22 protein-coding genes are annotated in these 24,981 nt (G+C 65.1%); 9 read left to right on the top strand and 13 right to left on the bottom strand.

Annotated features, from left to right (window positions below):
- Window positions 1-2 precede the first annotated feature (2 nt).
- Genes fdhF through N551_RS0124405 form a run of 3 tightly spaced genes read left to right on the top strand, consistent with a single transcriptional unit; the run spans window position 3 to window position 3,931 of the window.
- Window positions 3-2,876 carry a formate dehydrogenase subunit alpha gene (fdhF, locus tag N551_RS0124415; RefSeq protein ID WP_027569130.1) on the top strand — a complete coding sequence of 958 codons (2,874 nt, stop codon included), beginning with the start codon at window positions 3-5 and terminating at the stop codon, window positions 2,874-2,876.
- A 4-nt stretch (window positions 2,877-2,880) separates the two neighbouring features.
- The gene (gene fdhD, locus N551_RS0124410) at window positions 2,881-3,708 is read left to right on the top strand and encodes a formate dehydrogenase accessory sulfurtransferase FdhD (RefSeq protein WP_027569129.1); all 828 of its coding nucleotides are present in this window, start codon (window positions 2,881-2,883) and stop codon (window positions 3,706-3,708) included.
- The gene (locus tag N551_RS0124405) at window positions 3,698-3,931 is read left to right on the top strand and encodes a formate dehydrogenase subunit delta (RefSeq protein WP_027569128.1); all 234 of its coding nucleotides are present in this window, start codon (window positions 3,698-3,700) and stop codon (window positions 3,929-3,931) included. The genes fdhD and N551_RS0124405 overlap by 11 nt, the downstream gene beginning before the upstream one ends.
- On the opposite strand, the gene N551_RS0124400 is transcribed toward N551_RS0124405, so the two are convergent.
- From N551_RS0124400 to N551_RS38985, 13 genes are all read right to left on the bottom strand, one after another.
- Window positions 3,888-6,875, bottom strand: coding sequence for a bifunctional [glutamine synthetase] adenylyltransferase/[glutamine synthetase]-adenylyl-L-tyrosine phosphorylase (locus tag N551_RS0124400; RefSeq protein WP_027569127.1), 2,988 nt, complete (start codon window positions 6,873-6,875; stop codon window positions 3,888-3,890). The two genes, N551_RS0124405 and N551_RS0124400, sit on opposite strands and share 44 nt — an antisense overlap.
- Complete coding sequence (locus tag N551_RS0124395; protein ID WP_027569126.1) at window positions 6,872-8,332, bottom strand: ATP-binding protein; 1,461 nt, start codon at window positions 8,330-8,332, stop codon at window positions 6,872-6,874. Before N551_RS0124395 ends, N551_RS0124400 begins: the two co-directional genes overlap by 4 nt.
- Window positions 8,316-8,996 carry a response regulator transcription factor gene (locus N551_RS0124390; protein WP_035963061.1) on the bottom strand — a complete coding sequence of 227 codons (681 nt, stop codon included), beginning with the start codon at window positions 8,994-8,996 and terminating at the stop codon, window positions 8,316-8,318. The genes N551_RS0124395 and N551_RS0124390 overlap by 17 nt, the downstream gene beginning before the upstream one ends.
- Window positions 8,997-9,275: 279 nt before the next feature.
- Window positions 9,276-10,859 carry a Do family serine endopeptidase gene (locus tag N551_RS0124385; RefSeq protein ID WP_027569124.1) on the bottom strand — a complete coding sequence of 528 codons (1,584 nt, stop codon included), beginning with the start codon at window positions 10,857-10,859 and terminating at the stop codon, window positions 9,276-9,278.
- Between the two features lie 229 nt (window positions 10,860-11,088).
- Window positions 11,089-11,571, bottom strand: a complete 483-nt coding sequence (locus tag N551_RS0124380; protein ID WP_027569123.1) for a cytochrome c-type biogenesis protein — start codon at window positions 11,569-11,571, stop codon at window positions 11,089-11,091.
- Between the two features lie 4 nt (window positions 11,572-11,575).
- Entirely contained in the window at window positions 11,576-13,558 is a 1,983-nt protein-coding gene (locus N551_RS0124375; RefSeq protein WP_027569122.1) for a heme lyase CcmF/NrfE family subunit, read from the bottom strand.
- Window positions 13,555-14,082, bottom strand: coding sequence for a cytochrome c maturation protein CcmE (gene ccmE, locus N551_RS0124370; protein WP_027569121.1), 528 nt, complete (start codon window positions 14,080-14,082; stop codon window positions 13,555-13,557). The genes N551_RS0124375 and ccmE overlap by 4 nt, the downstream gene beginning before the upstream one ends.
- A gap of 37 nt (window positions 14,083-14,119) precedes the next feature.
- Entirely contained in the window at window positions 14,120-15,235 is a 1,116-nt protein-coding gene (ccmI, locus tag N551_RS0124365) for a c-type cytochrome biogenesis protein CcmI (protein ID WP_027569120.1), read from the bottom strand.
- A gap of 131 nt (window positions 15,236-15,366) precedes the next feature.
- Window positions 15,367-15,636: a hypothetical protein gene (locus N551_RS0124360; RefSeq protein ID WP_007593394.1), complete on the bottom strand. Its 270-nt coding sequence runs from the start codon at window positions 15,634-15,636 to the stop codon at window positions 15,367-15,369.
- A gap of 99 nt (window positions 15,637-15,735) precedes the next feature.
- The gene (locus tag N551_RS0124355) at window positions 15,736-17,136 is read right to left on the bottom strand and encodes a hypothetical protein (RefSeq protein WP_027569119.1); all 1,401 of its coding nucleotides are present in this window, start codon (window positions 17,134-17,136) and stop codon (window positions 15,736-15,738) included.
- Window positions 17,137-17,297: 161 nt separating this feature from the next.
- Window positions 17,298-18,674 (bottom strand): sensor histidine kinase, encoded by a 1,377-nt coding sequence (locus N551_RS0124350; RefSeq protein ID WP_027569118.1) that lies wholly within the window; start codon window positions 18,672-18,674, stop codon window positions 17,298-17,300.
- A gap of 121 nt (window positions 18,675-18,795) precedes the next feature.
- On the bottom strand, window positions 18,796-19,467 hold the full coding sequence (locus tag N551_RS0124345; protein ID WP_027569117.1) for a response regulator transcription factor: 672 nt from the start codon (window positions 19,465-19,467) through the stop codon (window positions 18,796-18,798).
- 230 nt (window positions 19,468-19,697) lie between these two features.
- Complete coding sequence (locus N551_RS38985) at window positions 19,698-19,853, bottom strand: hypothetical protein (protein ID WP_007593402.1); 156 nt, start codon at window positions 19,851-19,853, stop codon at window positions 19,698-19,700.
- A gap of 232 nt (window positions 19,854-20,085) precedes the next feature.
- Here N551_RS38985 and N551_RS0124335 point away from each other — a divergent pair, with 232 nt between their 5' ends.
- The 6 genes from N551_RS0124335 to N551_RS0124310 all read left to right on the top strand — a co-directional run bounded on the left by N551_RS0124335 (window position 20,086) and on the right by N551_RS0124310 (window position 24,975).
- A complete protein-coding gene (locus N551_RS0124335) occupies window positions 20,086-21,054 on the top strand; it encodes a Ku protein (protein WP_027569116.1) in 969 nt (322 codons plus the stop codon).
- A 57-nt stretch (window positions 21,055-21,111) separates the two neighbouring features.
- Complete coding sequence (locus N551_RS0124330; RefSeq protein ID WP_027569115.1) at window positions 21,112-21,348, top strand: hypothetical protein; 237 nt, start codon at window positions 21,112-21,114, stop codon at window positions 21,346-21,348.
- Between the two features lie 174 nt (window positions 21,349-21,522).
- Entirely contained in the window at window positions 21,523-21,705 is a 183-nt protein-coding gene (locus N551_RS0124325; RefSeq protein ID WP_027569114.1) for a hypothetical protein, read from the top strand.
- A gap of 191 nt (window positions 21,706-21,896) precedes the next feature.
- Window positions 21,897-22,061 (top strand): Flp family type IVb pilin, encoded by a 165-nt coding sequence (locus N551_RS0124320; RefSeq protein ID WP_027516964.1) that lies wholly within the window; start codon window positions 21,897-21,899, stop codon window positions 22,059-22,061.
- A 184-nt stretch (window positions 22,062-22,245) separates the two neighbouring features.
- Window positions 22,246-23,808, top strand: coding sequence for a hypothetical protein (locus tag N551_RS0124315; protein WP_051462897.1), 1,563 nt, complete (start codon window positions 22,246-22,248; stop codon window positions 23,806-23,808).
- Between the two features lie 171 nt (window positions 23,809-23,979).
- Window positions 23,980-24,975 (top strand): glycosyltransferase family 2 protein, encoded by a 996-nt coding sequence (locus N551_RS0124310; protein ID WP_027569112.1) that lies wholly within the window; start codon window positions 23,980-23,982, stop codon window positions 24,973-24,975.
- Window positions 24,976-24,981: the final 6 nt, after the last annotated feature.

The following is a 24,981-nucleotide window of genomic DNA, read 5'->3' as shown; positions in this document are numbered from 1 at the left end:
CAATGTCTCTGATCGAAGAAATCGACTTCGGTACGCCGCGCTCGAAATCGGAAACGATGGTGACGCTGACCATCGACGGCAACCAGGTCACGGTGCCCGAGGGCACCTCGATCATGCGGGCGGCGATGGACGCCGGCCATCAGATCCCGAAACTCTGCGCGACCGACATGGTCGACGCGTTCGGCTCGTGCCGCCTTTGCGTCGTCGAGATCGAAGGCCGCGCCGGCACGCCGGCGTCCTGTACCACGCCTGTCATGTCCGGCCTGATCGTGCACACCCAGAGCGAACGGCTCAAGAAGCTGCGCAAGGGCGTGATGGAGCTCTACATCTCCGACCATCCGCTCGACTGCCTCACCTGCGGTGCCAATGGTGATTGCGAGTTGCAGGACATGGCCGGCGCCGTGGGCCTTCGCGACGTGCGTTACGGCTACGAGGGGGAGAACCACGTCTTCGCGAAATCCCACGGCGAGATCAACGCCGCCTGGATGCCAAAGGACGAGTCCAACCCGTACTTCACCTACGATCCCTCCAAGTGCATCGTCTGCTCGCGCTGCGTCCGCGCCTGCGAGGAGGTGCAAGGCACCTTCGCGCTCACGATCTCCGGCCGCGGCCTCGACAGCCGCGTGTCGCCGGGCATGAGCGAGAGCTTCCTCGGCTCCGAATGCGTCTCCTGCGGCGCCTGCGTGCAGGCCTGCCCGACAGCGACGCTGACCGAGAAATCCGTGATCGAGATCGGCCAGCCCGAACATTCGGTCGTCACCACCTGCGCCTATTGCGGCGTCGGCTGCGCCTTCAAGGCCGAGATGCGCGGCGAGGAACTCGTCCGCATGGTGCCGTACAAGGACGGCAAGGCCAATCGCGGCCATTCCTGCGTCAAGGGCCGCTTCGCCTGGGGCTACACCAACCACAAGGAACGCATCCTCAACCCGATGATCCGCGAGCGGATCGAGGATCCCTGGCGCGAAGTGTCGTGGGACGAGGCCTTCTCGTTTGCCGCCGACAGGATGCGCGGCATCCAGAAGAAATACGGCCGCGACGCCATCGGCGGCATCACATCGTCCCGCTGCACAAATGAAGAAACCTATCTGGTGCAGAAGCTGATCCGCGCCGGCTTCGGCAACAACAATGTCGACACTTGCGCCCGCGTCTGCCACTCCCCGACCGGCTATGGCCTCTCGACCACGTTCGGTACCTCTGCCGGCACGCAGGATTTCGACTCGGTCGAGGACACCGACGTCGTCGTCATCATCGGTGCCAACCCCGCTTCGGCCCATCCGGTGTTCGCCTCCCGCCTGAAGAAGCGGCTGCGCCAGGGCGCCAAGCTGGTCGTGATCGATCCGCGCCGTACCGAGATGGTGGAATCGCCGCATGTGAAGGCGCTGCACCTGCCGCTGATGCCCGGCACCAACGTTGCGGTGATGACGGCACTGGCGCATGTGATCGTCACCGAAGGCCTCGTCGACGAAACCTTCGTGCGCGAACGCTGCGACTGGAGCGAGTTCGAGGAATGGGCGGCGTTCGTCGCCCAGCCGAACAACAGCCCGGAAGCCACTGCCATCCTCACCGGCGTCGATCCGAAGGATCTGCGCGAAGCAGCGCGCGTCTACGCCACCGGCGGCAACGGCGCGATCTATTACGGTCTCGGCGTGACCGAGCACAGCCAGGGTTCGACCACCGTGATCGCGATCGCCAACCTTGCGATGGCCACGGGCAATATCGGCCGTCCGGGTGTCGGCGTGAACCCGCTGCGCGGCCAGAACAACGTGCAGGGCTCCTGCGACATGGGCTCGTTCCCGCACGAGCTGCCCGGCTATCGCCACATCTCGGGCGACGCCGTGCGGGACCAGTTCGAAGCGCTGTGGAACGTCAAGCTCAACCCCGAGCCGGGCCTGCGCATTCCCAACATGTTCGACGCCGCGGTCGAAGGCACGTTCATGGGGATTTACGTGCAGGGCGAGGACATCCTGCAATCCGATCCCAACACCAAGCATGTGGTGGCAGCACTCTCGGCGATGGAATGCGTCATCGTCCACGACCTCTTCCTGAACGAGACCGCGAACTACGCCCACGTGTTCCTGCCGGGCTCGAGCTTCCTCGAGAAGGACGGCACCTTCACGAACGCCGAGCGCCGCATCCAGCGGGTCCGCAAGGTGATGACGCCGAAGAACGGGCTTGCCGACTGGGAGGTCACCATCGGCCTCGCCAGGGCCATGGGCTTCGAGATGACCTACAGCCATCCTTCCGAGATCATGGACGAGATCGCGGCGCTGACCCCGACCTTCGCCGGCGTCTCCTATGCCAAGCTCGACGAGCTCGGCTCGGTGCAGTGGCCCTGCAACGACAAGGCGCCCGAGGGCACGCCGGTGATGCATATCGACGGCTTCGTCCGCGGCAAGGGCAAGTTCGTCGTGACCGAATATGTCGCGACCGACGAACGCACCGGCCCGCGCTATCCGCTGCTGCTCACCACAGGCCGCATCCTCAGCCAGTATAATGTCGGCGCGCAAACCCGGCGCACCGAGAACGTAGTCTGGCATGCCGAGGATCGGCTGGAGATCCATCCGCACGATGCCGAACAGCGCGGCGTGCGCGACGGGGACTGGGTGCGGCTGAAGAGCCGCGCCGGCGAGACCACGCTGCGTGCGGAGATCACCGATCGCGTCGCGCCGGGCGTCGTCTACACCACCTTCCACCATCCGGACACGCAGGCCAACGTCATCACGACCGACTTTTCGGACTGGGCAACCAACTGCCCCGAATACAAGGTCACGGCGGTGCAGATCTCGCCGTCGAACGGCCCGTCCGACTGGCAGAAGGCCTACGACGCACAGGCGCGGCATTCCCGCCGTATCGCGCCGGCCGAGGCCGCGGAGTAGCGGCATGCACGTACCGGTCCAGGCCATCGACCGCGAGATCTGGCGCAACGGTGTCGCGTCCGAAGGAGCGCGGCTGATTCCGGAGGAGACGCCGCTGGCGCTGACCTACAATGGCGGCACCTACGCCGTCATGATGGGGACGCCGCAGAACCTCGAAGATTTCGCGGTCGGCTTCAGCCTGGACGAAGGCATCATCAGATCCGTCGATGACGTCAAGTCGCTCGAAATAGTCCGCCTCGACGACGGCATCGAGCTGCGCATGTGGCTGGCACCGGAAAATGCCGCGCGAATCAGCGAGCGCCGCCGCCACATCGCCGGCCCGACCGGTTGCGGCATTTGCGGCATCGACTCGATTGCCGAAGCTGTGCGGCCTGCGGCCGTCGTGCCGCAGGGACAGATGTTTACGCCCGAGCAGGTGATGGCGGCGATGCAGACCATCGCACCGCTGCAATCAATAAATTTGCAAACCCGCGCCGTTCACGCCGCCGCGTTCTGGACGCCTGCCGGCGGTATCGTCGCGCTGCGCGAGGATGTCGGCCGCCACAACGCGCTCGACAAGCTCGCCGGTTCGCTGGCGCGCAGCCGCACGGCTGCAAGCGGCGGCATCGTGCTGCTGACGAGCCGCGTCTCGATCGAGATGGTGCAGAAGACCGCCGCCATCGGCGCGCCGGTGATGGTCGCCATCTCTGCGCCGACCGCGCTTGCGGTGCGCACCGCGGAGGCCGCCGGCATCACGCTGATTGCCATTGCCCGCCAGGACGGGTTCGAAGTGTTTTCGCATGGCGGCCGGGTTGTCGCCTGTCATGCCACGGAGGTTGCCGATGTCGCCTGACCGCGTGATCTACATGGCCAACCAGATCGGCACGTTCTTTCGGAGCCAGGGCCACGACAGGGCCGTGCCGGGGATCGCCGACCACATCAAGAAGTTCTGGGATCCGCGGATGAAGCGCGCGATCTTCGCCCATCTCGACGCCGGCGGCGCGGGCCTGGAGCCGAATGTGCGGGAGGCGCTCACCTCGCTGAAGCCGACGACGTCCCTTCCAGCAGCGCCCTGAAGACACGCCGCACCTCGCTCTGCGTCTCCTTCACGCGCGCCTCCAGCGAGGAGAAATGCGGCGCGTCGCCGGCGCGTGCCATCACGCGCAAGAGGTCGGTGCCGGCGGTTTCCGGCTTGAACCGGTCGCTGACGCAGAGCCGCAGGATCTGCGTCAGGTCGTGATAGAGCCGCGCCGCGGCACGCAATATCTCGGTCTCCGATTGCGCGAGCACGCCGAGCCTGCATGCATTGTCCAGCACCTGCGTGGTGCCGACGTCGAGAATCTCCGGTTTCTCGTGAGCATGCACGAGCTGGAGATATTGCGCGATGAAGTCGATGTCGACCATGCCGCCGGCTGCATATTTGAGATCCCAGCAATCGGCCTCGCCCTTCTCCTGGGCAATCGCACGCCGCATGTCGGCAACGTCGTTGGCGATGATTGCGGGATCGCGGCGACGGGTCAGGACATCGCGGATGACGTGTTCGATCCGCTCCCGGAATTCGGGCGAAGCCGACACGACGCGCGCGCGCGTCAGCGCCATGTGCTCCCAGGTCCAGGCCTCGTTGGCCTGGTAGTCCGCGAACGAGACGAGGCTCGAGGCCACAGGGCCGGCACGCCCCGAGGGGCGCAGCCGCATGTCGATTTCGTAAAGCACCCCGTAATTGGTGCGCGTCGTGAACGCGCTGATCAGGCGCTGGGTGAAGCGGGCGAAGTAATGCGCACCTTGCAGTGACTTCGCACCGTCGGAGTCCGGATTGTCGCTGTCGAAATCGTACAGCAGGATCAGGTCGAGATCGGATGACGCGGTCATCTCGCGGCTGCCGAGCCGGCCCATCGCGATGATTGCGCTCTCCTGCCCCTCGATCCGGCCATGCTGGGCGGCGAAGCGGTCGGCGACGAGACCATGCACGGTATGGACGATGCCCTCGGCGACGTCGGCAAAGGCCGTGCTCGCCTGCTGCGCCGAGACGGTGCCGGAGAGAATGCGCGTGCCGATCAGGAACAGGCTCTCCTGCCCGAACAGGCGCAGGCGGTCGAGGAACTCTTCGTAAGAGCCGGCATCCTGCACGGTGGTCGCGAGCCGCCCCGACAACTCCTGCCGGTCGGGCATGGCGCCGAAGAAGCGCGGATCGATCAGGCCGTCCATGAGCTGCGGCTGCCGCGCCAGCATCTCGCCGAGCCGGGGCGCCGCGCCCAGCACCAGGGCCACGAGCGCAACGAGATCGCGATTCTGGCCGAGCAGCGTGATCAGCCGGCCGCCGCGCTGAAGCGCTCCAAGGAAATGGTCGAACGCCACGACGGCTCGATCCGGCTCCTCGGCATGAGCGAGACCGTCGATCAGGGCCGGCACGAATTCGACGAATGCGTTTCGCGTCGCCTCAACGCGGAACACGCGGTACTCGCCGGTGATCCAGTCACGCACGGTCTGCGCGACGGCGGCAGGCTTCTTGAAGCCGAGCGTGGCCAGATACTGAAGCAGCCGCGGATCGTCGGGACCCGCACCGTAGTCGAGCGCCGGCAGCTTGGCCGTGCCGGTCGGATCGTCGCCCTCGAACAGTTTTTCGTAGTGGCCCTGGACGATCTCGAGCTGGCGCAAAAGGTCGCGGGCAAAGGCCTCGCGATCCGGATAGCCGAAGAACCAGGCGAAACGCTCGACCGCCTCCTTGTCCTCGGGCAGTGTGTGGGTCTGCTCGTCTGCGATCATCTGGAGGCGATGCTCGACCCGGCGCAGGAATTGGTACGCCGTAGTCAGCTCGTCACGCGCCGCAATCGTGATCCAGTTGCTGGAAGCAAGCACGCCGAGTGCGGCGAGCGTCGGCCGCACTCGCAGTTCGGGATGCCGGCCGCCGGCGATCAATTGCTGGGTCTGGGCGAAGAACTCGATCTCGCGGATTCCGCCGCGCCCGACCTTCACGTTATGGCCTTCGACCGCGACCTCGCTCTGGCCGCGATAGGTCTGCATCTGCCGCTTCATGTCGTGAACGTCGGCAAGCGCGGCGAAGTCGAGATGCTTGCGCCAGACGAAGGGCGCGATCTCCGCGAGCAGCGCCTCGCCCGCCCTGGGATCGCCGGCGCAGGCGCGCGCCTTGATCATCGCGGCGCGCTCCCAGGTGCGCCCTTCCCGCTCGTAATAATTCAGCGCGGCGTCGCGCGAAATCGCCACCTGCGTCGAGGATGGATCGGGACGCAGGCGCAGATCGACGCGGAAGACGTAACCGTCATAGGTGCGCTGCTGGAGAATGCGTGCCATCCCCTGCGTCACCCTCACGAAGAATGGCTGGGGTTCGATATCGGCGGCGAGCGTCGTATTGTCGGGATCGAAAAACACGATGAGATCAATGTCGCTGGAATAGTTCAGCTCGCCTGCGCCCATCTTGCCCATCGCAAGCACGATCAGCCCGCAGCCCTCCTCCGGCGCCTCGGGATTGGGCGGCGAGAGCTTGCCGCGTGCGGCTTCCTGCCGCAGCAGGTATTGAAGCGCCGCCCGCACCGAGGACACTGCGACATCGGTGAGCGCTGCGGTCACCCGCATCACCGGCCAGACCCCGCCGATGTCGCACAGTGCGATCAGGAGCGCGGCCTCCGCCTTCATGCGGCGCAGCAGCCGCATCACCTCGGCTTCGTCGGATGCCGCGAGCACCGCGCCGTTCGCCTCCGCGACCAGCGTGGCGAGATGCGCATCCGGATCGCATTCCAGCAGCCGGATCAGACGCTGCGGATCGGCGCGCAGCAGCTCAAACAGATAAGGCGAGAATTCCGCGATGCCGGCCAGGATGTCCCGCGCGAAGCGGTGAGCCAGCAGCGCTTCAAGACGAGTGAATTGCGCGGGCTCGAGCTCGGCCAGCCAGCTTTCAAAACGTCCTTGGTCGGTGACGGAAGCGGCAATATGGGGAGCCTCCGCAAAGCGCGCGGCAAGTCTCTCACCATGCTTGTCCGCGTTTCCCGGCGCGGAATGGTTCATGCCACCTTCTGTGGCACATCCTGCATTGGCGGAGCAACCCTGTCGCCAGCCCCCGCGCGCGCCGGCAGCACCAGCGTGGCGACAAGACCGGGCTGGGCGTCACCCAACCTCAACTCACCGCCATGCAATGTCGCGACCGCGGAGGCGAGACTGAGGCCGAGGCCGGATCCAGGCAACGTGCGGCTGGCTTCCAGCCGCACGAATCGTTCCACCACATGCTTGCGGTCGGCTTCGGGGATGCCGGGACCGCGATCGGTGACGCTGAGCAGCACTTGATCGCCCTCGCGCCTCGATTCGATCGTGATCTGCCTGCCCTCCATGCTGACCACAGTTCCCGCCGGCTGCGCGGCCGGCTTGCCGTATTTGATCGCATTCTCGACAAGATTGGCGAGGGCCTGGCTGATCAATTCGCGGTTGGCGTGGACCGGGGTCGGCTCGCACCTGACCTTCAAGGTCATGCCATCGTCTTCGGCCAGCGGCTCGTAGAGCTCGTGAATGCCGTTGGCGACGTCGGCCGCGTCGAAATCATCCATGTTGCCGCGCGCCTGCCCGGACTCGGCGCGCGCGATCATCAGCAGCGCGTTGAAGGTGCGGATCAGCCCGTCCGATTCCTCGATGGTCCGCTCCAGCGCGGCGCGGTAGTCGGCCTCGCCGCCGGATTTCGCCAGCGCCTCCTCGGCGCGGTTGCGCAGGCGCGTCAGCGGCGTCTTGAGGTCGTGGGCGATGTTGTCGGAGACCTCCTTCAGCCCCGCCATCAGCGCCTCGATCCGCTCCAGCATCGCGTTGAGGTTTTCGGCGAGGCGGTCGAGCTCGTCGCCGCTGCGCCCCACAGGCAGGCGTTCGCTGAGATCGCCCGTCATGATGCGATGGGCGGTGCCGCTCATCGCGTCGATGCGCCTGAGCACCCTGCGCGCCACGAAGATGCCGCCGCCAAGGCCGAGCACCACGACGATCAGGATCGACCACTGCGCGGCCTTCGCCACGATGCCGAACAGCCGTCGCCGCTCGGCCAGATCGCGTCCGATCAGAAGCCGGAAGCCGTTTTCCAATTCGGTGACGCGGACGAGCGCAAGATGGTCCCGATCGTCGGCATCCTCGATCCGCCGGTAGGCGGTCTCGGACCAGCCGCGCGTCGCCATCACGCCGGGCGCGAGCGAGCCGACATTGCCGGCGATCGACTGGCCGGTCGGCGTCGTCACCAGATAGAGGTTGGCGCCCGGCCGCAGCGCGCGGTACTCGATCGCGAGCACGAGAGCGCGCAAGCCGCGGCGGCCGTAGATCTCGTTGATCTCAGACGTCTCGGCATTGACCGTCTGCGTGATTTCCTCGGTGATCAGCCGCCGCGTATTCCAGGCGAAATAGGCCAGCAGCGAGGCCGCGAACATCGCGAACAACAGCAAATAGACCAGCGTCAGCCGGAATGCCGTGGTGCGGACGAGTTTACCGAATGCCGTCACGGATCATGTATCCCGCGCCGCGGATCGTGTGCAGCAGCGGCCGCTCAAAACCCTTGTCGATCTTGGAACGCAACCGTGAAATGTGCACGTCGATCACGTTGGTCTGCGGATCGAAATGATAGTCCCAGACGTTCTCCAGCAGCATGGTGCGGGTCACCACCTGGCCCGCATGCTTCATCAAATATTCGAGCAGGCGGAATTCGCGCGGCTGCAGCGTCAGCTCGTCCTTGCCGCGCGCGACGCGGTGGGAGAGCCGGTCGAGCTCGAGATCGCCGACCCGGTACAGCGTGTCCTCGGCCGGACCTCCGCGGCGGCGCGACAGCACCTCGACCCGGGCCAACAGCTCGGCGAAGGAATAGGGTTTCGGCAGATAGTCGTCGCCGCCGGCGCGCAGGCCCTTGATGCGGTCGTCGACCTGGCCGAGCGCGGAGAGAATCAGCACCGGTGTCGAATCATCCTTGTCGCGAAGCGCGCCGATCACCGACAGGCCGTCGCGCTTGGGCAGCATGCGGTCGACCACCAGCACGTCGTAGTCGCCGTTCTCGGCCATGGCGAGGCCTTCCTCGCCGTCGCCGGCGTGGTCGGCAATGTGCCCGACCTCGCGAAACGCCTTCACGAGGTAGTCGGCGGATTCGCGGTCGTCTTCGATGATGAGGAGGCGCATCGTGCGTTCGGCAACGGTCAAGGGAGTGAACCTTCTCTAAACATGGCGCGAGCCGCAATCGCATGCAAGCCGAGTGAGAGACTCTGGCCTGAAGAAAAAGGCGGGCGGTGAAGCTGGGGGGACTTCACCGCCCTAGGCCTTCCGACGGAGGGGGGCGTATTCCACCGGAAGGTAGACAGGGGAAGCAAACTTCGCTGCTCCCCCGAAGGGCGCCGTCGGCGGGGGCGACTGATGCCGGCGACACCCTTCATCTCGGAGGTCCTGAGGCCGGGCCCTTCGTTACCCCTTGGCGATGGGCACGGCGACGAAGCGCGACTGGCCGCCGCTCTTCACTCGCATCAGGACGCTGTTCTTGTTGTCGGTCCGCGCCGTGTTGATGGCGTCGCGGACTTCGCCGGCGGTGCTCACGCTCTTGCCGCCGACTTCGAGAATCACGTCGCCTTCCTTGAAGCCGCGTTCGGCAGCCGCGCTCTTCGGATCGACCTCGGTGATCACGACGCCTTCCTTGCCGGCGCCGGCCACGGAATCGGCGGGCGCCACGGTCATGCCGAGCTTGGGCACGTCGGTGCCGCGGCTCGCGCCCTTGCCGCTGTCCTTGTCGATGTCGGCCTTGGCCTCGATCGTGTTCGGCAGCTGGCCGAGGGTGAGGTTCACCACCTTGTCCTGGCCCTTGTGCAGCACGTTGAGCTTCACGGTCGCGCCGGGCGCCAGGCCGCCAATGGTACGGGCGAGCTCGCGGGCGTCCTTGACCGATTCGCCGTTGACCGACGTGATCACGTCACCGGACTCGATGCCGGCCTTGGCCGCCGGACCATTCGCCTGCGGCTCGGCAACCAGCGCGCCTTCGGCCTTCTTCATGCCGAGGCTGTCGGCGATGTCGGATGTCACCGGCTGAATCTGCACGCCGATCCAGCCGCGGCTGACCGAGCCCTTGTCCTTGAGCTGCGCCACCACGCTCTTCACTGTGCTCGCGGGAATCGAGAACGCGATGCCGACGCTGCCGCCGGAGGGCGAGTAGATCGCGGTGTTGACGCCCATCACCTCACCGTTGGTGTCGAAGGCCGGACCGCCGGAATTGCCCTTGTTCACGGGCGCGTCGATCTGGATGAAATCGTCGTAGGGGCCGTTGCCGATGTCGCGGCCGCTGGCCGAAACGATGCCGGCAGTCACGGTGCCGCCGAGGCCGAACGGGTTGCCGACCGCGAGCACCCAGTCACCGATCCGCGGCTTGCCGTCGGCAAGCTTCGCGAACGGGAAGTTCGAGCTGCCCTCGACCTTGATCAAGGCGAGGTCGGTGCGCTGATCGGTACCGATCACCTTGGCGGTGTAGGTCTTGCCGTCGTCGGTCGTGACCTCGACCTTGTCGGCGCCGTCGACCACGTGGTTGTTGGTCACGGCGAAGCCATCAGCCGAGATGAAGAAGCCGGAGCCCTGGCCCTGCACGACGCGGCCACGACCGCCACCACCCTTCAGGCCCGGCATGCCATCCGGACCGCCGAAGCGGCGGAAGAACCGCTCCATCGGCGAGCCCGGCTGGAACGGCGACTGCGCGTCATCGCCATCATCATTGCTCGCGGTCTTTTCCTTGATGTTGACCTTCACCGAGATCACCGACGGCTTCACGCGCTCGACGATGTCGGCGAAACCGATCGGGCGTTCGACCTTGCGGACCTCGTTGTTGACCTGTGCATGCGCCGGGCTCGAGAACAGGTCGGCCGGCGAGGTCGACGTGCCGAAGCCGTAGACGGCGGCGCCGAGGCCGGCGACGACCGAGGCCATCAGCGCGATCTTGCGGGCCGAGAAAACGGATCGGCGGGGCTGCCGGTAGGACGGAAGGTGCGAGAGGTCGGAACGGTCGGTCATGCAGAGATCTCCAGGGCCTTGAAATCCATTTGGCGCCTGACGGCGGCGCCTTACGAACCTGAAGATGGGGGCTGCCGCCTTACCGTGCGCTGGCGGCGGGGTTAAACTTTTGTAATGAACGCGGATGCGGATGCGGCAGTTTATCGCGGCCGAAAGTGTTGAACCGGCAGGAACTTAACGAGGTTCCAGGAACGCCCGCGCAGTGCCGGCTCGATGTGCAGCAACGTAGCTAGCGCGATTTGGCTTCATCCGCCATCAATGCGGCGAGCCGCGCTTCCTCGTCGGGCGTGAGCGGCGGAGCCGGTAGGTCTGCACCATTTCGCGAGCGCCGGCGGATTTGAAGCCATAGCGCCAGGCCGCCGCCAAGCAGCAGCAGCGGCGCGAGCAGCCACAGCAGCATGTTCTGGCGCTCGAAGCGCGGCTTGAGCAGCACGAACTCGCCGTAGCGCGCGACCAGGAAATCGAGTACTTGCGAATTGCTGTCGCCGGCCGCGATGCGCTCGCGCACCAGGAGCCGCAAATCGCGCGCGAGCGGCGCATCGGAATCGTCGATCGACTGGTTCTGGCAGACCATGCAGCGCAGCTCGCGCGACAAGTCGCGTGCACGCGACTCCTTCACAGGGTCCGACATGATCTCATCGGGCTGCACGGCATGCGCCGCAGGCAAGGCCAGCAGCATCAGTGCGACGAACGCGACCATCATTCGGCGCATCAGATCACTCCGCCGGCTGCAGGCGCTGCTTTGCCCGCGCCGGTTTTGGCGCACCGACCCGCAGGCGCCGGTCCGACAGCGACAGCACGCCGCCGAACGCCATCAGCACCGGCCCCCACCAGATCAGCAGCACCAGCGGCTTGTGATAGATGCGCACGGCAATGGCGCCCTCGGCAGTGGCGTCGCCGAGCGAGATGTAGAGCTGGCTGGCGCCACGCGTCAGCAGCGCGGCCTCGGTGGTCGAGGAGCCGCGGGTGGTGAAGCTGCGCTTGGACGGCGTCATCACGCTGAGCTTCTCGCCGTCGTGGCTGACGTTGAATTCGGCGATCATCTCGTGGAAGTTCGGCCCTTGGCGCTGAAACAGGCCGTCCAGCTTGACGTCATAGCCGGCGACATGGGCGACGTCGTTCTGCTTCATCGTGGCGATATATTCGCTGTTCCAGGTGGTCTCGCAGACGATTCCGATCAGCGCGACGCCGAGGCCGGCATGCGCGAATACCGAGCCCCAGGCCGAGCGCGGCAGACCGCGGGCACGATGCAGCGTCGTCGCGAACGGCAGGCGGAACAAGCCGGTTCGTTCGGCCAGATCCGTCGCAGCGCCGGCAATGACGAAGACGCCAAGTCCGATTGCCAATGGCGCCAGCGCGCTGCCGCCGAGCGCCCAGCCCCAAACCATGGCAACGGCGACAAGCCCGGCAACGCCGGCCGCGAGCAGACGTTGGGTGACGCCAAGCAGATCGCCGCGTTTCCATGCCAGCATCGGCCCGAACGGCACGGCGAGCAGCAACAGCGTGAACAGCGGGGCGAAGGTCAGATTGTAGAAGGGAGCACCGACCGACATCTTGAAATCGGCGAGCATCTCCATCGCCAGCGGATAAAGCGTGCCGAACAGCACCACCGCGCAGGCGACCGTGAGCAGCAAATTGTTCAGCACCAGCGCACCCTCGCGCGAGATCGGCGCAAACAGGCCGCCTTGCTTCAACGAGGTCGCGCGCCCCGCGAACAGCGACAGGCTGCCCCCGATGAACAGGCAGAGAATCAGGAGAATGAACACGCCGCGGGTTGGATCGGTCGCGAAGGCATGCACCGAGGTGATGACCCCCGAGCGCACCAGGAAGGTGCCGAGCAGCGACAGCGAGAAGGTCAGGATCGACAAGAGGATGGTCCAGACCTTCAGCGCGTTGCGCTTCTCCATCACCAGAGCCGAATGCAGCAGCGCTGTTCCGGCAAGCCACGGCATCAACGAGGCGTTCTCGACCGGGTCCCAGAACCACCAGCCGCCCCAACCCAGTTCGTAGTAGGCCCAGTACGAGCCCATGGCGATACCGAGGGTCAGGAAGATCCAGGCGACCAGCGTCCACGGCCGCACCCAGCGCGCCCACGCGGCGTCGATCCGCCCCTCCAGCAACGCCGCGATCGCGAAGGAGAACGAGATCGAGAAGCCGACATAGCCGAGATAGAGCATTGGCGGATGCACGGCGAGACCGATGTCCTGAAGCACCGGATTGAGATCGCGTCCCTCGATCGGCGGGTTGGCGATGCGCAGGAACGGGTTGGAAGTCACCAGGATGAAGAGATAGAAGGCGCTGGCGATCCACGCCTGTACGGCCAGCACATGCGCGCGCAGCGACAGCGGCAGATTGTTGCCGAAGGCCGCGACCAATCCGCCGAACAGCGCGAGGATCGACACCCACAAGAGCATCGAACCTTCATGGTTTCCCCACACGCCGGTGATCTTGTAGAGCAGCGGCTTCATGGAGTGGGAATTCTCGTAGACGTTCGCGACCGAGAAATCCGACTCTACGTGCAGCATCACCAATGCGATGAACGACGCACCGACGAACAGAAGCTGCGCCAGCGCAGTGGAGCGCGCCACATTCATCAGCGCATCATCGCGCAGCCGCGCACCGATCAGGGGCACGATGGATTGGATCAGTGCCAATCCGAGCGCCAGCACCAGCGCGTAATGTCCTGACTCCGCGATCACCGCACTGCTCCCTGCGGATTGCCCTGCGCTGTCGTGGCCGCGGGCTTGACGCTATCGGAAGCCTTGACGCCATCATAAGCCTTGGCGCCGTAGTCATCCTTCCAGTGCCCCTGCTTCTTCAGGGCATCGGCGACGTCCTTGGGCATGTAGGTTTCGTCGTGCTTGGCGAGCACGGTGTCGGCCTTGAACACGCCATCGGCGTCGAGCGCGCCTTCGGCGACGACGCCCTGCCCTTCCCGGAACAGATCGGGCAAAATGCCCTTGAAGGCGACCGGAAGCTTTGCGCCGCCGTCGGCGACCTCGAAGGTCACTGCGAGATTGTCGCCGCGCTGGAGCGAGCCGGGCTGCACCAGGCCGCCGAGGCGAAACCGCTTGCCGGGCGCAACGTGCTTCTCGGCGACCATGGTCGGCGTCGAGAAGAACACGATGGAGTCGCGCAATGCGTTGAGCACCAGCGCGGCGGCGAGCGCGAGCACGGCAAGCGAGCCGCCGATGATGGTCATACGTCGCTGCTTGCGCGTCATGGCGTATCCATTCCCTGCCCGTCTCGTCCTGACATCGTCATCCGTCGAGCCCGAGTGTCTTGAGGCCTTCATCGAGCTGGCGCAACCGCGCTGCATCGTTGGCAACCGCCTGGCGGGCATCGGTCGATGCCCCCACCGCCTTGTCGCGATCACCCATCACGAGATAGGCGCGCACCAGGCGCAGCCAACCCTCGACGTCGTCGCCGTTCTGCTTGAGGCGCGTGGCGAGCCGTTCGACCATGCCGCGAACCATCGCGTTGCGATCGCCCTCTTTCATGTCCTTGGAAGCTGCAAGGGTTTCATCCGACAGCGCCGGCATCGTAGCGCCACCGCCGCCGACCCGGGCGAGCGAGGTCTGCACCAGAGGGCGCCACGGCGCATCCGCCGGCGCTTTCGCCAGCAGCGCGCGCCAGATGTTGGCGGCATCGTCCTTGCGGCCGTCCTGCTCGGCGGCGAGACCGAGAAAATAGTTCGCCTTGGGGTCGTCAGCGCTGAGCGCCCGCGCGCGCTCGAACTCGGTCTTGGCCTCGGCGGTCACGACGCCGCCGGCGGCGGCCGAGATCGCTTCGCCGAGATCGGACCGGCGTTCCGCGCTCTCGCCATTGTAGGTGAGCGAGTTGCGATAGGCGCGCACGGCGTCATCGAAGCGGCCAAGCCGCTCCAGCACGGGCGCGATCACGTTCCAGCCGCGCCCGTCGGTCGGATTCTTTTCCAGATGTTGCTCGACCTGGACGACCAGATTCTCGAGCGACTGCGCCATGCCGGACCCGGATCCGCGCTCCCGCTGCGCCAGTGGAAAGTCCTGAAGCCTGGGCGAGCCGAGCGGCACATAGACGCTGATCGCAACCAGCGGCAGGCCGGCAAGCGCCAGCACGGCCGCCGCGCGGCGCCATTTGAGGCTGGATTTCGGCGCCGTTGCGGGCTCGCTGCCGGCTGCGGCGAGCAGCCTGCGGCTGACCTCGACGCGCGCGGCCTCGGCTTCGGGCGCAGCGATCAGCCCTGCGGCAAGATCACGCTCGATCTCGGCGAGTTGGTCCTTGTAGACCGCGACCTCGCTGCCCTGATTTTGCGCGCGTCCGCTACGGCCGAGCGGCAAAAGCACGGCGAAGATCGCCGCGACCGTCATCAGCGCGAACACGAACCATAGCATCATCTGGCAAGCTTCCGGCAGCGCGCAAGCCGCGCCCACAGGTGGCTTTACACCACGGCCGGACGATGCGGCAATTGACAATTGTCAATTCGGCGCGACCGCGCACAGTCCCGAAATGGTGAAAATCCAACGGCTTAGCCGATCTCGAAGTCCGCGCTTTGAGCGGCGTCCTCGCCATGCCCGTTGAAGGCCTTCAGGAAGTATGTTCCCGGCTCGATAGCGTCGGGCAATCTGATGCGCAACGCCCCGACCGGAACGGGCGATGCAACCCTGGTGACCGTCTCAGGAAGCTGCCGACCGCTTGCCTTCTCGACCAGCACCACCTTCGCGCCGACCATCAGCCTTTGATATTTGGCAACGACGACGCGATTCTCGATTTCGATGGAACTGATAACGGATTTCATGCGCCCACAGATAGAAATATCAAAATTTGCACGGCGACCGTAGGGCCCGACATCGGCATCGTCAACCTGAAATTGTGACTACTGAAATATGCGCCTGGATCAGCTCGCGCGCGACGATTTGCGCTCGCCCGTGGCCGCGTTCTCCGCGGCGCGGCTCATCAGCGAAGCATAATCATCGCCGAACAACACCTGGCAGAAGCGGATCGCGGCCTGCACCTGCTGCTGCCGATAGGTGCGGACCTTGTGATCGGCGCCGCGCAGCGACTGCACCAGCTGCTCGGTTGAACGCTCGACATATTGCTGCAGGTCGGAATAGGTGCGCAGTGTCACCTCGTTGATCGCAAGCTCGCTCGCATAGTTGCGACAGGTCGCGACGAAATCGATCAGCGCCACGGTTTCCTCGACCTCGGTGCTGTCGATCCGCGCGCCCGGCGGAATGTCCTTCTCGGCGCGCTGGCGCAGGATGCGGCGGACGCGGCCGGGAACACTGTCGATCTCGGATTGCAGCGCGTTGGAGATGTCGGCCCGGATCGAGGTCAACTGCTTGCCCCAGGCGGAATCGTTGCGCAGGTCGAGTTCGGTACGCAGGCCCCGGACGCCGTCGTGCAGCGTCTTGAGATTGCCGGCGACATTGTCGAAATGGCCGCGCTTGATGTCCATGCGCAGGACGGCGGCCACGCAGGACAGATCATGCAGCGCCATTGTGACGGCGACTCCATAGGGCGTTGCCGCGACACGGATCTCGTCGTCGGACGCGGCAATCTTGATGGCGAGGCGGATGATCTGCCACGGCGCGGTCATCCGTTGCACGACCATCGAGAGCGCGAAGGGCAGCATCTGCGGCGTCTGGAGGACGGGAATGTTGAGCGCGGCAGTCACCGAGGCGATCTGGGCATCGCCGAAGGCGCGCAAAGAGCGCGGCAGCTTCTCGTTCAGGGTGCCGATAGCCTCGCGGACCGCGAGGACCGCCCCGGTCGAATAGAGATCCTCGATCACGTTGGGCGGACCGACGCGGGCGAGCGCACGCGATTTGTCACCCCCGCCCGGCCCCGTCAGCTCGAAGATGGCATCCGCGGCGACCGCCTGGAGCTTCGAGGCCAGCGCTTCGACCTGCCCTGCACTGTCGGCCGGCATGCGCGCCAGCGCCGCCTCGAATTCGCTTAGCTTGGCCGGAGCACCGTCGCGGCCGAGCCATTGCCAGATCGGAGCCAGGGAAGAGCGGCGGATCTGCCCGGCCCGGATCGGGGCGCCTGTTTCGACCAGGAATGGTTCCAGTACCTGGAACAGTAGCCGCGACAGATCGTCCGTGCGCGGCGGCGTTGCTTCCTCGGCTTCCGTCTTGCGGACAATCTTGCGCAGCTGGTCGAGCACGAGGGTCGCCACGGCCGTGTCCTGGCCGCGCTCGAGCGCGCGCTCGAACTCCCGCATCAGCAGTGCCTGCGCCTGCGGCGGGAGCTGCGCGAGATATTCCCTCAGCCGCTCGATCGATGTCTGGCTCATGCGCCCGGGTAATGAACGGTAAATGGCGAACGTGGGATCCGTCCTGCTCGATCATAGGTGGGCCCGCTTAAGAAGCCGTTTAGGAAGTCGCTCCGAATACCCCTGGTTTCTTCCGGATCGGTGTGCTTCTGCAGGTCAAATAGTCGCGTCGGAACAAGGGATTATATTCCGGGGAGGACCAGCTCCGCCCGCAAGCCCCCGGTCGGCGCGCGACCGAGTGAGAGGCTGCCGCCGTAGAGCGCAGCGAGCTCGGTCACGATCGACAGCCCCAGCCCCGATCCGGGCTTGGACTCGTCGAGCCGTTGGCCGCGCCGTGAGACCTGGGTACGCTCGGCCTCCGACAGGCCGCGGCCGTCGTCGTCGACGATGATATGCAGCCGCGGACCGGCGCTCGCCTGATGCGGCGCCTCCACCAGAACTTCGATGAAGACCCGCGAGGCCGCCCATTTGCAGGCGTTGTCGACGAGATTGCCGACCATCTCCTCCAGATCCTGCCGCTCGCCGCGAAATTTCGCCGACGGATCAGCCTCGGCCTCGACCACGATGCCGCGGCCGCGGTGTATCTTCTCCATCGTCCGCCGCAACGCCTCGATGGCCGGTGCAACCTCCGTCACCGTCGCGACGACCGAGACCCGCGCCGCGATGCGCGCGCGCTCGAGATGATGGGCGACCTGGTCGCGCATCACGTCCGCCTGCTCCATCACCTTGGCCGCGAACGGATCGGCGGGATGCGCGCCGGCCTCGTTCACGATGACCGAGAGCGGCGTCTTGATGGCGTGAGCGAGGTTTCCGACATGGGTGCGGGCGCGCTCGACGATCTCGCGATTGGCGTCGATCAGCGCGTTGGTCTCGCGCGCCAGCGGCGCGATCTCGACCGGGAACTCGCCCTCGAGCCGCTCCGCCCGCCCGGACCGGATGTCGGCGATGGATTCGGAGATGCGCTTGAGCGGCGCGAGACCGAAGCGGACCTGGAACACGGTGGTCAGCAGCAACACGATGCCGAGCGCGGTGAAGGTGCCGCCGAGATAGTAGTCGAAACTGCGCGTCTCGTCGAAAATCTCGGTGTCGTCGCCGGCGACACTGACGAGAAATTTGCCGTCCGCGCCGAGATCGACCGGCCGCTCCACCATGCGCAGGTTCTGTCCCTCCGGACCGTCGACATAAGCGATCCGGATGCCGGCGGCGGTAAGCTCGGTGCCCTGCTCTTCAAGCTTCGGCAGCTTCTTGTCCCAGAGCGAGCGCGACGAGCGCACCTCCGGCTTTTCGGGGTCGGTCCGCGTGATCTGCCAGTACCAGCCGGACAACGGCAGCTCGAACAGAGGCTCGCCGAGCGACTGGAACTGGCGGTCCGGCGGCTCGTCGGGGGTGGCGACCTCGGCGATCAGTGTGCGGAGATAGAGATTGAGCCGGCGGTCGAAGGCGCGCTCGGTGGCGTTCTTGTAGACCGACGACAGCACCACGCCGGTGATGGCCAGGATCACCACGAGCCACGCGGTCGCCGACAGGAACAGGCGGTTCGCGAGCGAGCTGGCGGGCATCGGAATGATCCCGGAGGCGCGGGGAGGCATGGCGTCGGAACTCATGACCCGAACAAGGCCTCTGCCGGGCCGCCCGTCAAGCCAAGATACGTCTAGACAAGATCGTTCGAGACACCACGGTTCAAGCGCCGGGGGGCGGCGGGGTCAGGAGATAGCCGAGGCCGCGGACAGTCTGGATGATGTCGACGTCGAGCTTCTTGCGGATGCGGCCGACGAAGACCTCGATGGTATTGGAGTCGCGGTCGAAGTCCTGGTCGTAGAGATGCTCGACCAGCTCGGTGCGGGACACGACGCGCCCCGAATGATGCATCAGGTAGGCCAGAAGCCGATATTCGTGCGACGTCATCTTGATGGGATTGCCTGATACGCTGACCCGGCCGGTCCTGGTATCGAGCGTGACGGGGCCGCAGCTCAGCTCGCTTTGGGCGTGGCCAGTGGAGCGGCGCAGCAGCGCGCGGATGCGCGCCAGCACCTCCTCCAGATGGAACGGCTTTGCGACGTAGTCGTCGGCGCCGGCATCGAAGCCCTGGACCTTGTCGCTCCAGCGATCGCGCGCGGTGAGGATTAGGACCGGCATGGTGCGGCCGTTGCGCCGCCAGGCTTCCAGCACCGAGATGCCGTCCTTCTTCGGCAGGCCGATGTCGAGCACCACGGCATCGTAGGGCTCGTTGTCACCGAGATAATGCCCCTCCTCCCCGTCGAAGGCGCGATCGACGACATAGCCGGCGTCGGTCAGCGCCTTGGTGAGCTGGCGATTGAGATCGGGGTCGTCCTCAACGACGAGCAGGCGCACGCTTCTCTCCAGAATTAGGCCGCATGAACACCCGCACAGATGAGCAATTCCGGCGTGAACTGAATATGAACGCGGGGAACCGGCCGCGTTACTTTTTGGTCATATCCGACCTGTTCGCGCTAAACGCATTGCGCCCGCCAAGCCACCGGACGAACCGACGGCCTGGCGGGCGCAATGTGCCGCGTTATGCGGCGAGTCGGAAGGTGCGAACCGTCCGGTCGATCTGCCGATCAGGTCCGGAAGAACACGAACCAGATGACCGCGAGGATCAGGATCGCAAGCCCGGTGGATATGGCGAGCAGCGCCGCCACCGACGGCCCAGGCTCGCCCTGGCGCGCCTCGGTCGGAGTTTCCACGATCTGACGTTGGTCTCGCGTGGTTGCCATGGTGACCTCAATTCTGGCTGTCGCGTCGGATGGCCGCGACTGCTCGCGGCGGAATGTCTCGTGGCAACGCATGATGGGATATGATGTTCCGGCCTTTGCGGCCTGATCAGGTTGCACCCGCGCACCGGCGGCCGGTTAACGCAGTTGCAAGATTCAGCAATCCGCCTTGCTATGATTCGTTGTTCCCCGATGGTATCTTCGTCTTCTGTCCCCGTTGCGTTTGGAGTAGCCCATGGCCCCCCGCGCCAATTGGAAGGGTTTTCTGCGTTTGTCGCTCGTGACCTGCCCGGTCGCGCTCTATCCAGCCACTTCGGATACCGAGAAGGTCTCGTTCAACCAGATCAACCGCAAGACCGGCCACCGGATCAAGTACCTCAAGGTCGACGCCGAGACCGGTGACGAGGTGACCTCGGATGACATCGTCAAGGGCTACAAGGTCGACACCGACACCTATATCGAGGTCACCAAGGACGAGCTCGACGACATTGCGCTGGACTCCACCCACACGATCGAGATCGACGAGTTCGTACCGAAGACCGACATCGACAGCCGCTATCTGATCCGCCCCTATTATCTCGTGCCCGATGGCAAGGTCGGCCATGACGCCTTTGCGGTGATCCGCGAGACGATCCGGAGCATGGACAAGGTCGCGATCGGCCGCGTGGTGCTGACCAACCGCGAGCATATCATCGCGCTGGAGCCGCTCGGGAGCGGCCTGATGGGGACGCTGCTGCGCTACCCCTATGAGGTGCGCGGCGAGAAGGACTATTTCGACGACATCCAGGACGTGAAGCTGACCAAGGACATGCTCGACCTTGCTAAGCACATCGTCGAGAAGAAGTCCGGCGCGTTCGAGCCCGAGCTGTTCGAGGACCATTACGAGACCGCGCTGATCGACCTCATCAACAAGAAGCGTAGCGGCGCGCCCATCGCAGCAAAGGCGGCGCCCAAGACCGGCGGCAACGTTATCAACCTCATGGACGCGCTGAAGAAGAGCATCGCGAACGAGAAGGACGCAAGCCCCACGGCGAAGGTTGCCAAGGACGCCATCAAGGGCAAGAAGCCGAAGAAGCGCGACGAAGGCCAGCGCGAGATGCTGCTGCCGATCGCCGGCAAGGGCGGCAAGGACGCTGCGAAAGCCGCTCCCAAGAAGGCCGACAAGCCAGCGCGCGCGCCGGCGCGGGCGAAGAAGGCCGGCTAGCAGCATCGCACAGCGACGACGCCGTGATACCTCCCCTCGTCGATCGGTCGACCTGACATGCCCTGGTCGACCGCGTTCGACGACCCCATTTCGTTACGTGGCGGGCGCAAGCTTCGGACGCTGCAAGAAGCTGCCGATCACATCATGCGACTGCCCGAGGATACGCAGCATGCGAGCCACTGGCAGACCGCGATCGAAACCCTGATCAACGCGGCCGAGACCGGCGGCGGCTGGATGATGTTCGCCCGCATCGCGGTGTTGCGGGCGCTGAATGCGGACGCTCGGCGCGACTGAGCTTTGCACCCCGGTCGAGAACAGGCTCAACAATCCGTTAAGCCAAGCCCGCGCTTTCAGCGTCTGCCCGCAGTCGCGGGGGGCGGCACGTAATCCTACGGAAGACAAAATTAACCGACGCTTCCCGCTCAGCGCAGCATGGTCGCCCTCGATTGAACTCGGGGTTGCAGGCTCGTGCAGCAGCAGGACGCCAGAAAGAACTACATCGGCATCGTCAACGACGCGGCCGAGGAAGAAAGCCTCGCCGGCAGCTCCGCGCGGGCGCAGCCGTCCGTGGTCAGCTATCTGGTCGGACGTCTGGCGATAGTGCTGAAACGCCCCGGCAAGGCCGCGCCGAAACGCCAAATATCGTCCTGAGACACCACGACGACATCGCCAAATGCGTCCGAATTGGGTGACGAAACCTTAAGTCAATCGATGACACCATATCAAACGGCAGGTGAGGACCATCCACCTGCGTTTTGACGCGCCCGCGAAAAATTAGTGAATCAATTTACCATTCCGAAAACGGCACCAGCCTAGGTTGGACGGATGAACAGGAGTTGACGATGACTTTGCTCAAGTCATTTCTTGCCGACGAAAATGGTGCCACCGCCATCGAGTATTGTCTGATCGCCACGGGCATCGCGCTCGCGATCATCACGGCCGTGAACAACACGGGCGGTGCACTCCTGAGCGGCAAATTCAACTCGATCAGCGCGGCGGTGAAGTAGCCGGCATAGCCGGCGCGCCGCAATCTCATCAGCACGAGTCCGCGTGCAGCGCGCCGGATGACGGGCTCCTCCTTCCGATGCGGCGGCGACCCCAGCTTGATTTTCGCGAAGTTCACATTATGGCGTTGTGTCGTGCGGTTGCGCCGTCGTAGAGCGTAAGCTCAAACTCCAGCGGCCCTATGACATGATTCCTTCCGACAAGCCGACCTCGACAATCCGGGCTCGTCTTGGCTCGGACCAGTCGGTGGCGATCACCGTTCTTGCTGTCCTGGCGGCCCTGTCGTTTCTTCCGGTGCTGCTGACCCCTATCCCCGCGATGGTCGACTATCCCAATCACCTCGCCCGGATGTACATTTTGAGCCAGAACGGCACTCCCAATGCCAATCCGTATTACGAAGTGGCCTGGGCATTCTATCCCAACCTTGGAATGGATCTGCTGGTCCCGCAAATGGCGCGGCTGATCAGCGTCGAGAACGCCACGCGGCTGTTTCTGCTCCTGAGCCAATTGCTGATCGTCGGAGGCGCGCTTTTGCTCGAATGGGCCCGGAAGGGATGGGTCCATCTCGCCGGCTTTGCGGCGCTCGCTTTCCTTTACTGTCTGCCGTTCAGCTGGGGCTTCGTGAATTTCGAGTTCGGACTGGGCCTCGCTCTCTGCGGCATCGCGCTCTATCTGATGCTCGCGGAACGCCCATGGCCACTGCGTTTCGTCGTCAACATGGTCTTCGTTGCAGCGCTGTTTGCGGCGCATTTCTTCTCCCTCGGCATCTACGGCGCGACGCTCGGCCTTTACGAGCTCTCGCGCATCCGCCATGGGCGAATATCTTACGGTGTCGCCGCCGCGCGGCTCGCTGCGTTGGCCATACCGGCGCTTGCCCTGTTTGGGATCATGCGCATGACCGCGGGATCGATCGGAAGCGAAGGAACGAACTGGTTCTTCGGATTCAAACCGATCTGGCCGTTGCGCATCATGAACGGCTACAATTTGACGGTCGCGGCGGCGACCGGACTGACGCTGATGATCTCGCTGTTCTTCGCCGCAAGGCGCGGCGTCCTCAAGCTCGAAGCAGCCGGAAGCTGGCTCGCGATCGGCTTCGCGCTGCTCTATGTCGTCATTCCGTCGAAGCTGTTCGGAACCTCGTTCGTCGACCTGCGCGTGATCCCCGCTGCGGCTCTGATCCTGCCGGCTTTCTGCTCGCTGACGCTGCCCAGCCGGGTATGGGGAATGGCAGCGCTCGCCGCGGTCAGTAGCGTCATACTGATCAATCTCGCTGTCGTGCTCGCGGTCTGGCTGCCTTACCGCACCGACTATGCGGCCATCGTCGCATCGTTCTACAAGATCGATCGCGGTTCGCGCATCCTCGTCGCCAGCACGGACGACAATGGAGACCCGCCCTTCGCCGACCTCACCTCGTATCCGATGTATTATGCGCCGACGCTGGCCGTGCACTATGCCAACGCGTTCGTGCCCAATCTATTCACGGAAGCGGGCAAGCAGCCCGTACGGCCCCGCGAGGACGTGCGCCGTCTTGCCATTCCCTACGGGGGGCCGGTGCCGCTCGGCGTGCTTACCGCGATTGCGGCAAGCCGGCCGCCGGCTGGCGTTCCGCCGTTCGTCAGCACCTGGCACCAGGATTACGACTATCTCTACGTCCTCGGGCCGAAGGTCGCAAACCCGCTGCCGGATCTACTGGAAGCGCTGGACACCTCGGAGCGATTTGTTCTCTACAAGATCCGCCGCAAGTCCTAGGCCGAAGTCCTAGGCCGAAGCGCTGCCCAGCGTGGTTAATCGGGTATCACCATCCGCACCCGCCTCATTGGAAGCCGCCACGGCGCCCCATATCCTTAATGGTTGTGGCAAGGCGACCTTAACCACCACCGGCATAGACTTCCGCTCCTGCAACGAGTTGGACTCTCTCGCATGGCGGCCAATTTCCAGTCGATCCGCTACAGCCTCGTCATCCCCGTGTTCAACGAGGAAGCCGTGTTGCCGGTGCTGCTGCGCAGGCTCGACCTGGTCTTGTCCCGGCTCGACGGGCCGGCAGAAGCAATCTTCGTCGACGACGGCAGCAGTGATTCCAGCTCGATCGTGCTACAGGCACTCGCCACGCGCGACCCGCGCTTTCGCTATATCGGCCTGTCGCGAAATTTCGGGCATCAGATCGCCATCACCGCCGGCATGGACGCCGCGCAGGGTGAAGCGATCATCGTCATGGATGCCGATTTGCAGGATCCGCCCGAAGTGATCGAGCAATTGATCGCAAAATGGCAGGAAGGCAACGACATCGTCCACGCCCGCCGCCTGTCGCGCGACGGCGAAAGCCGATTCAAGCGCGCGACCGCGCATCTGTTCTACCGGCTTCTCGGCAGGATGTCCTCGGTCGGCATCCCCGCCGATGTCGGCGACTTCCGCCTGATCGATCGCAAGGTGCTCGACGCGCTTCGGGAGATGCCGGAGCAGGACCGCTTCGTACGCGGCATGATCGCGTGGCTCGGTTTCCGGCAGGCCGAGGTCACCTTTCACCGCCTCGAGCGTGCAGCGGGCGAGACCAAATATCCGCTGTTCAAGATGGTGCGGCTCGCGACGAACGCCGCGCTCGGCTTTTCCGATCTGCCCTTGCGGCTCGCAATCTGGTGCGGATTGACGGTCTCGGGTCTGGCACTGCTCTATGGCGGCTGGGTGATCCTGTTGTGGCTCAGCAACGATAGTCATCTCGTGACCGGCTGGTCCTCGACGATGGTCGTCGTGTCCCTGCTGTGTGGAATGAACATGCTGATGACGGGCATCGTGGGGCTTTACGTCGGCCGCATCCATGCCGAGGTGAAACGGCGTCCGCTCTATGTGGTGCAGACACGCGCCGGCTTCGAGCGCAACGAGGCGGCGGCCGCGCCCGCGGTCCACGCCGTCAACGAGTGACCCAGC

The organism is Bradyrhizobium sp. URHA0013 (assembly GCF_000518345.1).
GTDB lineage: Bacteria > Pseudomonadota > Alphaproteobacteria > Rhizobiales > Xanthobacteraceae > Bradyrhizobium.
This window is presented reverse-complemented; position numbering and strand designations above follow the sequence as displayed.

Coding starts and splice junctions, on each gene's coding strand:
- N551_RS0124310 (WP_027569112.1), top strand. CDS start 23,980: ATGGCGGCCAATTTCCAGTCGATCCGCTACAGCCTCGTCATCCCCGTG.
- fdhF (WP_027569130.1), top strand. CDS start 3: ATGTCTCTGATCGAAGAAATCGACTTCGGTACGCCGCGCTCGAAATCG.
- N551_RS0124315 (WP_051462897.1), top strand. CDS start 22,246: ATGATTCCTTCCGACAAGCCGACCTCGACAATCCGGGCTCGTCTTGGC.
- N551_RS0124405 (WP_027569128.1), top strand. CDS start 3,698: ATGTCGCCTGACCGCGTGATCTACATGGCCAACCAGATCGGCACGTTC.
- ccmE (WP_027569121.1), bottom strand. CDS start 14,082: ATGACGCGCAAGCAGCGACGTATGACCATCATCGGCGGCTCGCTTGCC.
- N551_RS0124385 (WP_027569124.1), bottom strand. CDS start 10,859: ATGACCGACCGTTCCGACCTCTCGCACCTTCCGTCCTACCGGCAGCCC.
- ccmI (WP_027569120.1), bottom strand. CDS start 15,235: ATGATGCTATGGTTCGTGTTCGCGCTGATGACGGTCGCGGCGATCTTC.
- N551_RS0124360 (WP_007593394.1), bottom strand. CDS start 15,636: ATGAAATCCGTTATCAGTTCCATCGAAATCGAGAATCGCGTCGTCGTT.
- N551_RS0124390 (WP_035963061.1), bottom strand. CDS start 8,996: ATGCGCCTCCTCATCATCGAAGACGACCGCGAATCCGCCGACTACCTC.
- N551_RS0124350 (WP_027569118.1), bottom strand. CDS start 18,674: ATGCCCGCCAGCTCGCTCGCGAACCGCCTGTTCCTGTCGGCGACCGCG.
- N551_RS0124355 (WP_027569119.1), bottom strand. CDS start 17,136: ATGAGCCAGACATCGATCGAGCGGCTGAGGGAATATCTCGCGCAGCTC.
- N551_RS0124335 (WP_027569116.1), top strand. CDS start 20,086: ATGGCCCCCCGCGCCAATTGGAAGGGTTTTCTGCGTTTGTCGCTCGTG.
- fdhD (WP_027569129.1), top strand. CDS start 2,881: ATGCACGTACCGGTCCAGGCCATCGACCGCGAGATCTGGCGCAACGGT.
- N551_RS0124400 (WP_027569127.1), bottom strand. CDS start 6,875: ATGAACCATTCCGCGCCGGGAAACGCGGACAAGCATGGTGAGAGACTT.
- N551_RS0124380 (WP_027569123.1), bottom strand. CDS start 11,571: ATGCGCCGAATGATGGTCGCGTTCGTCGCACTGATGCTGCTGGCCTTG.
- N551_RS0124330 (WP_027569115.1), top strand. CDS start 21,112: ATGCCCTGGTCGACCGCGTTCGACGACCCCATTTCGTTACGTGGCGGG.
- N551_RS38985 (WP_007593402.1), bottom strand. CDS start 19,853: ATGGCAACCACGCGAGACCAACGTCAGATCGTGGAAACTCCGACCGAG.
- N551_RS0124320 (WP_027516964.1), top strand. CDS start 21,897: ATGACTTTGCTCAAGTCATTTCTTGCCGACGAAAATGGTGCCACCGCC.